Below are 11,696 nucleotides of genomic sequence, written 5' to 3'. Positions count from 1 at the left end.
GATGTCCGTAGAACTCTCTAAGATGCGTCAGGAAATACTGGAAATTCCTGATGCCGTAGACCGATTGCTAAGCAATGGGGCTGACAATATCCGCCACGCTGCCCAGTTGGCGCGCGACGCAGACCCGCGTTTTCTGGTCTCGGTGGCGCGAGGATCTTCGGATCACGCCTGCACCTATCTGAAATATGCATGCGAACTGTTGCTGAATCTTCCTGTTGCCTCGGTCGGGCCTTCGGTCAACTCGATCTATGGTGCCGAGCTTCGGGCGCAGGGTGCATTGAGCATATCGGTGTCGCAATCTGGACAAAGCCCGGACATCGTTGGCATGACGCGCGCGCTGAAACGATCTGGTGCCGTGACGGTCGCCATTACGAACAATACGGAATCCCACCTTGCAGATGCCACGGATGCCGTCCTGCCTCTTCATGCGGGACCGGAATTGAGTGTGGCAGCAACTAAGACCTTTGTGACGTCTCTGGTGGCGGGGCTGTGGTTGCTGGCGGAAATCGCGGATGAGGCAGAGCTGAAGCAGGCCATATGGTTACTGCCCGGGTATCTTGGGAAGGCTGCCCAATGCGACTGGACCCCGGCCGCCAATGCGATTTCCGGCCGGTCCCTGTTTACCTTGGGTCGCGGTCCATCGCTGGCGATCTCGAATGAAGCGGCGCTGAAAATCAAAGAGACCTGCCAGATCCACGCCGAGAGCTATTCGACTGCCGAAGTTCTGCACGGGCCGGTCTCAATCGTTGAAGAAGGGTTTCCTACCATTGTGTTCGCCGCCGGTGATGCCGCTGAACAAACAACGGCAGAAGCGGCTGATGCGTTGGCGGCAAAAGGGGCTACCGTTTTTGCCGCAACCTCGGCGGTGAAACGGGCGCAGCCTCTGCCGGTCGTCAGAACGGACCATTGGCTGACCGATCCCATCAGCGCCATCACATCGTTCTATAGCATGGTTGAATCGGTCGCCTGCAATCGCGGAATTGACCCTGATGCCCCGCGTCACCTTAAGAAAGTTACGGAAACTGTATGACCTCTGAGACGGTTGTATTCAGAAACGGCGCCTATTTCGACGGCACACACCTGCTGGAGGGGCAGGCGGTTGTGTTTCGCCAAGGTAATTTGTCCGAGATCACCCCGGCAGACGGAACCAAAATCGCCGGGCAGCAGGTCGATCTGAACGGTGATATTCTCTGCCCCGGATTTGTGGACCTACAGGTCAATGGCGGTGGTAGTGTCATGTTCAACGATGACCCTTCTGTCGAGACTATCCAGCGTATTTCTCAAGCGCATAGAAAGCTTGGCGTCGCATCCTTTTTGCCCACCCTGATTACCGACACTGCGGCCAAGACCCAGCAGGCAATAGAGGCCGCGATCAAGGCTGTGGATGTCGGTGTTCCCGGTGTCGCTGGACTGCATCTGGAGGGACCGCATCTTTCGTTGGCGCGAAAAGGGGCGCATGACGCCGCGCTGATCCGCCCGATGGATGAAGAGGATCTGACCACCCTAATAGCCGCGGCCAGCCGATTGCCTTGCCTCAAAGTAACCCTGGCGCCAGAAGCTGTGTCTGAGCGACAGGTTACCTCTTTGGCTGAGGCCGGAATTCTGGTGTCTCTGGGTCATAGCGATGCGGATTTTGCGACCTGTCAACGTTATGCTGCGGCGGGCGCCCGCTGTGTCACACATCTGTTCAACGCCATGAGCCAGCTTGGAAACCGCGAGCCTGGTCTTGTGGGGGCGGCGCTGGCTAATGCGGGTTTGTCTGCGGGTCTGATTGCCGACAGTATACACGTACACCCTGAGGTCATGCGGGCGGCATGGGCGGCAAAGACCGGCCCGGCCCGGATATTTCTGGTCAGCGATGCCATGGCTGTTGCCGGAACAGAGGATGCCGAATTCAACCTTGAAGGGCGCCGTATTACCAGAACGGATGGCCGCCTGACGCTTGAAAATGGAACGCTGGCAGGGGCTGACCTGGATCTGACGACGGCTGTTCGCATCCTTGTTAAAAATGCCGGTGTCCCGCTGAAGGATGCGCTGAGCGCCGCAACGACCTATCCTGCGAAGTTGATTGGTTTGGCCGAATCTTCCAGTAAGAATCTGGCATCCATGATCCGTATTTCGGCGGATCTTGAATCTTGCGAATGGGCGAATGCCGCGCGTTGAATAAGCCGCCCGCTGCCGAAACGACCCCGGGATTACCGATGCGCCGGGGTCCGTCCCCGGGTGTCATATGATTTTGAATTTCGCGTGCGAACTGTGCTTGACGACACCTTGGGCATGGCATAAACCAGCCACCGCTGAGCGGGCGTCGTATACTGGCTATTACCTCAGCCTTCCAAGCTGATGAAGCGGGTTCGATTCCCGCCGCCCGCTCCAAATCAGCCCCAAAAATCTGCGTCAAATAGCCTTTCGTTTGGGCCATTCGGCTGCACCGCTTGACCCGGCGGGTTGTAGACGCCAAGAAGCGGGATACCGGAATTCGAACACGAAGTAAGGGCCTGACATGGCAAAACCCGTCTCAGCCAGTCCAGCAGCAAAACCCGCACCCGGTGCGGCTGAGGAACGGGCCAGGTCCAGGAAGATCGGTGTTCTGGCTTCGCTCTGGCCATTCATGAAGCCTTATCGATTGCAAATGATTGGGGCCTCTTTGGCCTTGGTTCTGACCGCCAGCATGACGCTGACATTGCCTTTGGCTGTCCGCCGTGTGGTCGACAACTTTCGGATCGAAGACGGAGAGCTACTGGATTGGTACTTTCTGGCGGCGCTGGGCATCGCCGCGATTCTGGCCGTCGGAACAGGCATCCGCTACGCGCTTGTTACGCGCCTGGGTGAACGCGTTGTCGCCGATATCCGCAAAGCCGTTTTTGATCGCGTCATCGGGATGAGCCCCGAATTCTATGAACGTATCATGACGGGTGAGGTGCTGAGCCGGATCACGACCGACACCACGCTGATTCAATCCGTGCTGGGCTCGTCGGTCTCGATCGCTCTACGCAATATGTTGATGTTTCTGGGCGGGCTTGTGCTGATGCTGCTGACCTCGGCCAAGCTGACCGGGATGGTCTTGCTGCTGATTCCGCTGGTTGTGGTTCCGATACTGGTATTGGGGCGGCGCCTGCGGGTTATTAGCCGGGAAAACCAAGACTGGATCGCAGCCTCATCAGGCAATGCCGGCGAGGCGCTGAGCGCGGTTCAAACCGTTCAGGCCTTTACCCATGAGCAGGCCAGCCGAAATCAATTCGGTGAGATGACCGAAACGTCCTATACTGTCTCGCTGCGCCGAATTCAGACCCGGGCCGTGCTGACCGTCATCGTTATATTCCTGGTGTTTTCCGGAATCGTGGGCGTGTTGTGGATGGGGGCGAATGATGTCCGCAATGGTGTCATGACCGAGGGCGTTCTGATCCAGTTCGTGATCTATTCGATCATCATGGCCGGTTCGGTTGCGGCCCTGTCCGAAATCTGGAGCGAATTGCAGCGTGCGGCCGGTGCGACCGAGCGGTTGGTCGAGCTGTTGAATGCTCAGGACACCGTGAACGATCCCGGCCAGGCGCAAGTTTTCCCCGCGCCCGTGCGCGGCGAGATTCAGTTCGACGATGTGACTTTCCGCTACCCGGCGCGTCCAGATGTCGTGGCGTTGAATGAACTGTCGCTGACAGTCAACCCCGGGGAAACCGTCGCATTTGTCGGCCCCTCGGGGGCCGGAAAAACAACCGTGATCCAGATGATTCAGCGATTCTATGATCCTGACTCGGGACGCGTTTGTTTGGATGGCATTGACCTGCGAGATTTGGATCGTTCCAATTTCCGCCGTCATATGGCACTTGTGCCTCAGGATCCCACGATATTCGCAGCATCGGCGCGCGAAAATATCCGATTTGGGCGGCTCGATGCGACGGATGCCGAGGTTGAAGACGCAGCCCGCGCAGCTGCGGCCCACGAATTCATCTCGACGCTGCCCGAAGGCTATGACAGCTTTGTAGGAGAGCGAGGCGTCATGCTGTCCGGGGGACAAAAGCAGCGGATCGCCATCGCCCGCGCCATTTTGCGCGATGCTCCGATCCTGTTGTTGGATGAGGCGACATCGGCATTGGACGCTGAAAGCGAGCGCGCTGTGCAAGGGGCTGTCGACAGGTTGCGTGCAGGGCGGACGACGCTGATTGTTGCGCACAGATTGGCAACCGTGAAAAAAGCCGACCGCATCATCGTCCTGGAGAACGGGCAGATCGTTGCGCAGGGAACGCATGACGATCTGGTATCGCAGGATGGGCTGTACGCGCGTTTGGCACGGTTGCAATTTACCGATGGTGTTGCAGCAGAGTAACCTGATGGCGAGATATTTTGTTTTGCGCCCCAGCGTCATTCTACATTCTGGGTTGTTCTGCCGTTAAGCCCTTACTTGCACATGAGCGGGTTTTACTTTCATCCTAGATGAGAGCCTGCGCGTGACGCAGTAAAAGTACAGGGAGGAACTAATGGCATTCGCGGGATTAGACGATAAGGCAAGAATAGAAAATGAAATGCCGTGGGAGGATCGAGACGTACCGGTAACCTTTCATCAGTTACTTTCTCGAACGGCGGCCAAGTTCCCCGACCACAAGGCCATTAGCTTTCAGCTGTTTTCCGGCCCAACCGATAAGGCCGAGACACTGACGTGGTCTGATCTGCTGGGTAAGGTCAATCAGGCCGCCAATCTTTTCAGATCTCTGGGTATCGGTGAAAACGATGTGGTGGCCTATGTTCTGCCCAACTGCAACGAAACTCTGGTGACCCTTATGGGAGGGGCCGTCGCAGGGATCGTGAACCCGATCAACCCGTTGTTGGAGCCCGAGCAAATCGCAGCAATTTTGCGCGAGACGAAAGCCAAGGTTGTTGTGACGCTAAAGTCATTTCCCAAAGCCGATGTTGCACAGAAGGTGGAAGAGGCCGTACGCCACGCGCCCGGTGTGAACACAATTCTGGAAATCGACCTGAATCGCTATCTGACGCCTCCGAAATCGTGGATCGTCCCCCTTGTGCGTCCCAAAATGGGCGACAAGGCTAAATTGGCTCATGCGGACTATTTGAATTTCAGTAAAGAGCTGGCGAAACAGTCCAAGACACTGACATTCGAAGACAGTAAATCAGACCGTGTTGCGTGCTATTTCCATACTGGTGGTACAACCGGCATGCCCAAGGTTGCACAACACAAATATTCCGGCCTGATCTATAATGGCTGGTGTGGTGGCACCTTGTTGTTCGACGAAAACGATGTGGTCATGTGCCCACTGCCCATGTTCCACGTCTTTGCTGTGCATGTGATCGTCATGGCTGCGGTGAGTTCGGGTGCGCATGTGGTCTTCCCGACGCCTCAAGGATATCGCGGGGATGGCGTTTTCGACAATTTCTGGAAACTGATCGAGCGTTGGAAAGTCAGCTTTATCATCACGGTTCCGACAGCGATCTCTGCCAAAATGCAGCGCCCTGTCGACGCTGATATCTCGTCAGTGAAAACGGCCTTCTCAGGCTCGGCTCCTTTGCCGGTTGAACTGTTTCGTCGCTTTGAAGAGGCCACCGGCGTCACTATAGTCGAAGGCTATGGCCTGACCGAAGCCACCTGCCTTGTGTCGTGCAACCCGGTGGATGGCGAAAAGAAGATCGGTTCGATTGGCGTTCCGTTCCCTTATACGGATGTGAAAATCCTGCAGGATGGGCCCGACGGTCCGACCGAATGTGGAACTGATCAGATTGGTGAGATCTGTATCTCGAACCCCGGCGTATTTGCGGGCAACACGTATACAGAGGTCGAAAAGAACGTGGGCCTGTTCCACTATGACAAATATCTGCGCACCGGTGATTTGGGCCGGTTTGACGATGATGGCTATTTGTGGATCACCGGTCGTGCCAAGGATTTGATCATTCGCGGCGGGCACAATATCGACCCGGCCGAGATCGAAGAGGCGCTGTTGGGGCATGAAGCCGTGGCATTTGCCGGTGCGATCGGTCAACCAGACGCCCATGCGGGTGAAGTGCCCTGTGCCTTTGTCGAACTGGTCTCTGGGGCCAGTGTGACAGAGCAGGAGCTGATGGAATACTGCAGAGTTCACGTTCACGAGCGTGCCGCGCAACCTAAGCACATGACCATTCTGGACGAACTGCCCAAGACGGCAGTGGGCAAAGTCTTTAAGCCCGAGCTACGTAAGCAGGCGATCACACGCATCTACAATGGTGCGCTTGAAGACGCAGGCGTTGCTGCGCGTGTGGTTTCGGTTCTGGATGATAAAAAGCGCGGACTTGTCGCGCAGCTTGACGCCAACGGTTCCTCGGACGACGATGTCAGCAAAGTGCTGGGATCGTTCACCCGGCCATGGGAGTGGGCTGCCTGATCGCGGAGGGGCTATGGACTATGAACGTCTGATCGATGAAGAAACCTGGGCGTTCATAAGACGAACGGCTGAAAGCTATCCTGATGACGCGGTCGAATTGTCGATCGAAGATCAGCGCGGCGTCTATGACGTAATGTGCAAGGATTTTCGCCAACCTCGCCCAATGGGTGTTGAAACAGAAGACAGGCGCGCCGATGGCGTGCCTGTTCGCATTTACACCGCAGGCAATCCAAGCCGGACGGTGATCTATTTCCACGGCGGCGGGTTTGTCGTCGGCGGGCTGGACAGTCACGACGATGTCTGTGCCGAACTTTGTGCACAAACTGGGTATCGGGTGATTGCCGTGGATTACCGCCTGAGCCCCGAACATATTCATCCTGCCCAGTTTCACGATAGTTGGGCTGCAACCAACTGGGCGGTGCAAGAGTTCCAGGACCCTTTCGTTCTGGCGGGCGACAGCGCGGGTGGAAATCTGGCCGCCGCAGTTTCACAGCACGGACGGACGCAGTTCGACAATCTTCTTGGTCAGGTCCTCATCTATCCAGGCTTGGGCGGAGATTCATCCCGTGGTTCCTATAAGGAACATGCCCATGCGCCTTTGCTGACGCTGGAGGATGTAAGTTTTTACGAGAAGGTGCGCTGTGGTGGAGATGTGCCGGAAAACGACCCGACCTTCGCTCCATTGCATGACACGGATTTCTCGGGGCTGCCCCCAACCGTGGTGGTAACTGCAGATTGTGATCCCTTACGTGATGATGGTGCGATCTATTGCGAGCAGATCAGGGCTGCAGGTGGGCAGGCTCATTGCATCAATGAACCCGGCCTTGTGCACGGCTATCTGCGGGCGCGCACCATGGTCAAACGTGCGGCGGACAGCTTCGAGAGGATCTCGGTGGCGATAGAGGCGTTGGGCCAGCAGATCTGGCCCTACGACTGATCCCCTACTTCAAGAAGGGCTGACCCTTCATGGTTTCGGCAACCGGGGCACCCAAACGGCCCAGAATCGTGGGCGCCAGTTGTAGCTGGTCGATCACAGCGTCCGCATCGGGGCCTTCGGCGTCACCGAAGTAATACAGCGCGGTTTCCTGCTGCAATGCGCCACGCCCACCGTGATGGCCACGATCGTCCTGGCCGTGATCTGCGGTGACGATGACGTCGTAACCCAACTGCCGCCAGCGCGGGATAAACGGGGCCAGCATTTCGTCCATCACGAAACAGGCATGGTCCATCTCTTCACATTCATGAAAGAATCTGTGACCCATGCTGTCCAAAGTGCTGGTATGCAGCAATCCATAGTCCAAGCCATGGCGTAGGCAGAGATTTGTCAGCGTCGCGAACAGATCGACGTCACAGGGCGTCATCTGGTTGGCTTTGCCATAGCCTGTCATCGTGTGGAACCGACCATGATTGATCGTTTTGCTGTTGGGCTCGTCGTATTCAACATCGCGGACATAGTCGAATGGATGGCGATTAAAAAATTGCGACCAGAAGCTGTGGGCCACAGCCCCAGTCACGCCGCCGGCTTCGCGCACTTGGCTGAAGATGTCCTTCTGACTCAGGCGGAACACGTTGCCATTGCCGGTACAGCCATGCTCCTGCGGTGTAACACCGGTATGGATCGAGGCATAGCAGCTTGCCGAGATTGACGGCAGCACAGCGCGCTTCTTCCAAACGCGCGCCTCGCCGGTGTCGACCCAGCCTTCCAGATTGCCGAACAAACGACGGAAATTGCGCCATGGAACACCGTCCAGAATGATGAGGAGAAGTTTGCGGTCCATGCTCTGACCCTTTTTCAGATTGCTTCAGCCGACCCTAAAAGATTCGGTGCGGTCTGGCTGCCTGATCCCGCCCCAAATGGCAAAATCCCGACACCTTGATCGAATGGCGCCGGGATTTCATAAACTTACAGGAAGGGCCGGGATCAGTTCCCGGCGCTTTCCATTTTGCGGTGGGCGACGACCTCTTCCAGCCAGCCCAGATGCATTTCGGGGACAGAGCTGAGCAGTAGGTCGGTATAGTCGTCAAACGGTGGGCTCAGCACCTGCGACTTGGGGCCGTAGCGGACGACTCGGCCCTGATACATCACCGCAATACTGTCGCTGATCGCGCGCACTGTTGCCAGATCGTGGGTGATGAACAGATAGGCCACATCCTCGATCTTTTGCAGGTCCAGCAGCAGTTTGAGGATACCATCCGCGACTAGCGGATCCAGCGCCGAGGTGACCTCGTCACAGATGATCATCTTGGGCTTGGCCGCCAATGAACGCGCAATGCAAACACGCTGTTTCTGGCCGCCAGACAGTTCCGCCGGATAGCGGTCCATGTATTTTTCGCCCAGCTCGATCTCATCCAGCAGTTCCACGATCCGCTTGCGTTTTTCCGCGCCGCGCATACCGAAGTAGAACTCCAGCGGGCGCCCGATGATAGTGCCGACGGTCTGACGCGGGTTCATCGCCACGTCTGCCATCTGATAAATCATCTGCAACTCACGCAGGTCTTCACGGCTGCGGCCCTTCAGATCGCCACTGAGCTTGCGTCCGGCGAAATTGATCTCGCCATCGCGCGGTGGAAGCAGCCCGGTGATCACCCGTGCCAGCGTGGACTTGCCAGAACCGGATTCGCCCACAACCGCTAATGTTTGGCCCGGATGGAGCTCGACATTGACGTTGTGCAGCACGTCGAAATTCAGCCCCTTATAGCGCGCAGTGATCCCGTCAACTGTCAGCACTGGTTCGGAAGTTGGCTTCTTTTCTTCATGTTCGATGGAGCGGACCGAGACCAGCGCCTTGGTATACTCTTCCTGCGGGTTGTTGATGATCTGATCGGTGTTGCCGTACTCGACCGTGTTACCCATGCGCAGAACCATGATGTCGTCGCTGACTTGCGCAACGACTGCCAGATCGTGGGTGATATAGAGCGCGGCAACGCCGGTATCACGAATGGCTTCCTTAATGGCCATCAGAACATCGATCTGGGTGGTCACATCCAGCGCAGTTGTCGGTTCGTCGAACACCACCAGATCAGGCTCAGGACAAAGCGCCAGCGCTGTCATACACCGCTGTAGCTGACCGCCCGAAACTTGGTGCGGATAGCGATCACCAATATTGTCCGGATCGGGAAGCCCCAGCTTGGCGAACAGTTCCCGCGCGCGGGCTTCGGCCTCTTTACGCGAAAACTTCTTGTGCTCCACCGCGGCTTCGATCACCTGATCCATGATCTTCTTGGCTGGGTTGAACGATGCTGCGGCGGATTGCGAAACATATGCTACTTCGCCTCCGCGCAGATTGCGGATATCGCTATGCGGGGTTTTCAGGATATCGCGCCCGTTAACCCAAACCTCTCCGCCGGTGAGTTCAACACCACCACGGCCATAGGCCATTGAGGCCAGACCAATGGTGGATTTACCGGCCCCGGATTCACCGATCAGCCCCAACACCTTGCCGCGTTCAAGGTCAAAGCTGACCCCGTGCACGATTTCGATATCATGGGGTTTTTCACCCGGTGGATAGACGGTCGCGCCGATTTTGAGGTCGCGGACCTTGAGAAGGGTATCACTCATCCCCGGCCTCCTTTCAGCGATGTGGTACGGTTCAGGACCCAGTCAGCAACAAGGTTGACCGAGATGGCGAGGGTCGCGATGGCAACAGCCGGATATAGCGCCGCGCCGATGCCATAGACGATACCGTCTTTGTTTTCCTTCACGATTCCACCCCAATCCGCCAGCGGCGGTTGGACGCCCAGACCCAGGAACGAGAGGGTCGAGATAAACAGAACCATAAAGATGAACCGCAATCCGAACTCGGCCACCAGAGGCGACAGAGCATTGGGAAGGATTTCCCGGAAGATGATCCAGATACGACCCTCACCGCGCAGCTTGGCAGCCTCAACATAGTCCATCACATTGATATCCACAGCGACTGATCGCGACAGGCGATAGGGGCGTGTGGCATCCAGCAGGCCCATCACCAGGATCAGGATCGGGACAGTCACCGGGACAATCGCCAGAATGACCAGCGCCAGGATCAGTGTCGGGATCGACATGACCAGGTCAACCGCTCGGCTGAGGACCTGATCGGCCCAGCCACCAAGAACAGCGGCCAGCAATCCCAGCGTGGTGCCGGTGGCAAAGCTGAGGATTGTGGCAGCAGCAGCGATAAAGATGGTCGTGCGCCCGCCATAGATCATGCGAGTTAGCAGATCGCGCCCTATATTGTCCGTACCCAACAGGTGTTTGGCACTGGACGGTTCCCAGACATCACCGACCACCTCGGCCATGCCGTAAGGAGCGATCAGAGGTGCGGCGAGCGCCACGAAAAAGTACAGCCCGGTGAAAAACAGACCGATCATGGCCGAAATAGGAAGATTCTTCATCATTTCGGGTGCCTCAGTCTTGGATTGGCAAGGATGGACACGATATCGGCAACCATGTTCAGCCCGATATAGACCGCAGCGAAGACAACGCCGCAGGCCAGAACCACAGGCACGTCACGCTTGGTCACCGAGTCCACAAGATATTGCCCCATGCCAGGGTAAACGAACACCACTTCGACCACGACGACGCCCACGACCAGATAGGCCAGGTTCAGCATAACAACGTTGACAATGGGCGAAATCGCGTTGGGGAAGGCATGTCGCGCGATGACCTGAAAACTGGACAAACCTTTCAGCTCAGCCGTTTCGATATAGGCCGACTGCATCAGGTTTAGGATTGCGGCGCGGGTCATCCGCATCATCTGTGCCAATACCACCAGCGTCAGCACAAAGGCCGGCAAGGCGATTGCATAGAGCTTTTCACCGAAGGACATCGAATCGTTGATCATCGCAAGCGAGGAAAACCAGCCCAGTTTTACGGAAACGAAATAGATAATCACGTAGCCGATCAGGAATTCGGGGATCGAAACCGTGGTCAAGGTCACAGCCGAGATCAATTTGTCCGGCATGCGGTTGCGATAGCGGACGGCCAACAAGCCAAGGAAGATAGCGAGTGGTACGGAGACGACGGCGGCGGCACAAGCCAGGAACAGCGTGTTGCCCAGGCGCTTGCCGATGCTTTCAGCGATATCCAGTTTGTTGGTCATCGATTGGCCCAGATCGCCTTGAATGATCCCGCCCAGCCATTCGGCGTATCGGGTCAGGGCAGGGCGGTTCAGCCCCATTTCCTCACGTAAGTTAGCAAGAGCCTCAGGAGTTGCGGACTGTCCCAGGACGGCTTGCGCGGCGTCTCCGGGCAGGGCTTCGGTCAGGCCAAAAATCAGGGCCGAAGCGCCAAACAGCAATAGGAGTCCCAGCGCAAGGCGCTGGGAAACCAATTTGATGATAGGATGCATGATC

The 11,696-nt window shown here is 56.9% G+C and carries 9 protein-coding genes and 1 tRNA gene; 6 read left to right on the top strand and 4 right to left on the bottom strand.

Going from position 1 to position 11,696, the window contains the following annotated elements:
- The first annotated feature begins 1 nt into the window (after position 1).
- From AC2FHX_RS11190 to AC2FHX_RS11165, 6 genes are all read left to right on the top strand, one after another.
- On the top strand, positions 2–1,030 hold the full coding sequence (locus AC2FHX_RS11190) for an SIS domain-containing protein (protein ID WP_496701554.1): 1,029 nt from the start codon (positions 2–4) through the stop codon (positions 1,028–1,030).
- Positions 1,027–2,163, top strand: a complete 1,137-nt coding sequence (nagA, locus tag AC2FHX_RS11185) for an N-acetylglucosamine-6-phosphate deacetylase (protein ID WP_142636686.1) — start codon at positions 1,027–1,029, stop codon at positions 2,161–2,163. The genes AC2FHX_RS11190 and nagA overlap by 4 nt, the downstream gene beginning before the upstream one ends.
- 138 nt (positions 2,164–2,301) lie before the next feature.
- Positions 2,302–2,376, top strand: a tRNA-Gly gene (locus tag AC2FHX_RS11180).
- 127 nt (positions 2,377–2,503) lie between these two features.
- The gene (locus tag AC2FHX_RS11175; RefSeq protein ID WP_496689641.1) at positions 2,504–4,324 is read left to right on the top strand and encodes an ABC transporter transmembrane domain-containing protein; all 1,821 of its coding nucleotides are present in this window, start codon (positions 2,504–2,506) and stop codon (positions 4,322–4,324) included.
- Positions 4,325–4,475: 151 nt separating this feature from the next.
- A complete protein-coding gene (locus AC2FHX_RS11170; RefSeq protein ID WP_496701557.1) occupies positions 4,476–6,365 on the top strand; it encodes an acyl-CoA synthetase in 1,890 nt (629 codons plus the stop codon).
- Between the two features lie 13 nt (positions 6,366–6,378).
- Complete coding sequence (locus AC2FHX_RS11165; protein WP_496693854.1) at positions 6,379–7,302, top strand: alpha/beta hydrolase; 924 nt, start codon at positions 6,379–6,381, stop codon at positions 7,300–7,302.
- A 4-nt stretch (positions 7,303–7,306) separates the two neighbouring features.
- On the opposite strand, the gene AC2FHX_RS11160 is transcribed toward AC2FHX_RS11165, so the two are convergent.
- From AC2FHX_RS11160 to AC2FHX_RS11145, 4 genes are all read right to left on the bottom strand, one after another.
- Entirely contained in the window at positions 7,307–8,143 is an 837-nt protein-coding gene (locus AC2FHX_RS11160) for an alkaline phosphatase family protein (protein ID WP_496690969.1), read from the bottom strand.
- 143 nt (positions 8,144–8,286) lie between these two features.
- The gene (locus AC2FHX_RS11155) at positions 8,287–9,924 is read right to left on the bottom strand and encodes an ABC transporter ATP-binding protein (protein ID WP_496677699.1); all 1,638 of its coding nucleotides are present in this window, start codon (positions 9,922–9,924) and stop codon (positions 8,287–8,289) included.
- Positions 9,921–10,736: an ABC transporter permease gene (locus AC2FHX_RS11150; protein WP_142636698.1), complete on the bottom strand. Its 816-nt coding sequence runs from the start codon at positions 10,734–10,736 to the stop codon at positions 9,921–9,923. The genes AC2FHX_RS11155 and AC2FHX_RS11150 overlap by 4 nt, the downstream gene beginning before the upstream one ends.
- The gene (locus AC2FHX_RS11145) at positions 10,736–11,692 is read right to left on the bottom strand and encodes an ABC transporter permease (RefSeq protein ID WP_496701559.1); all 957 of its coding nucleotides are present in this window, start codon (positions 11,690–11,692) and stop codon (positions 10,736–10,738) included. The genes AC2FHX_RS11150 and AC2FHX_RS11145 overlap by 1 nt, the downstream gene beginning before the upstream one ends.
- Between the last annotated feature and the right edge of the window lie 4 nt (positions 11,693–11,696).

It is taken from the genome of Ruegeria sp. CDSC042 (genome assembly GCF_059610745.1).
This window is presented reverse-complemented; position numbering and strand designations above follow the sequence as displayed.

Coding starts and splice junctions, on each gene's coding strand:
- AC2FHX_RS11190 (WP_496701554.1), top strand. CDS start 2: ATGTCCGTAGAACTCTCTAAGATGCGTCAGGAAATACTGGAAATTCCT.
- nagA (WP_142636686.1), top strand. CDS start 1,027: ATGACCTCTGAGACGGTTGTATTCAGAAACGGCGCCTATTTCGACGGC.
- AC2FHX_RS11175 (WP_496689641.1), top strand. CDS start 2,504: ATGGCAAAACCCGTCTCAGCCAGTCCAGCAGCAAAACCCGCACCCGGT.
- AC2FHX_RS11170 (WP_496701557.1), top strand. CDS start 4,476: ATGGCATTCGCGGGATTAGACGATAAGGCAAGAATAGAAAATGAAATG.
- AC2FHX_RS11165 (WP_496693854.1), top strand. CDS start 6,379: ATGGACTATGAACGTCTGATCGATGAAGAAACCTGGGCGTTCATAAGA.
- AC2FHX_RS11160 (WP_496690969.1), bottom strand. CDS start 8,143: ATGGACCGCAAACTTCTCCTCATCATTCTGGACGGTGTTCCATGGCGC.
- AC2FHX_RS11155 (WP_496677699.1), bottom strand. CDS start 9,924: ATGAGTGATACCCTTCTCAAGGTCCGCGACCTCAAAATCGGCGCGACC.
- AC2FHX_RS11150 (WP_142636698.1), bottom strand. CDS start 10,736: ATGAAGAATCTTCCTATTTCGGCCATGATCGGTCTGTTTTTCACCGGG.
- AC2FHX_RS11145 (WP_496701559.1), bottom strand. CDS start 11,692: ATGCATCCTATCATCAAATTGGTTTCCCAGCGCCTTGCGCTGGGACTC.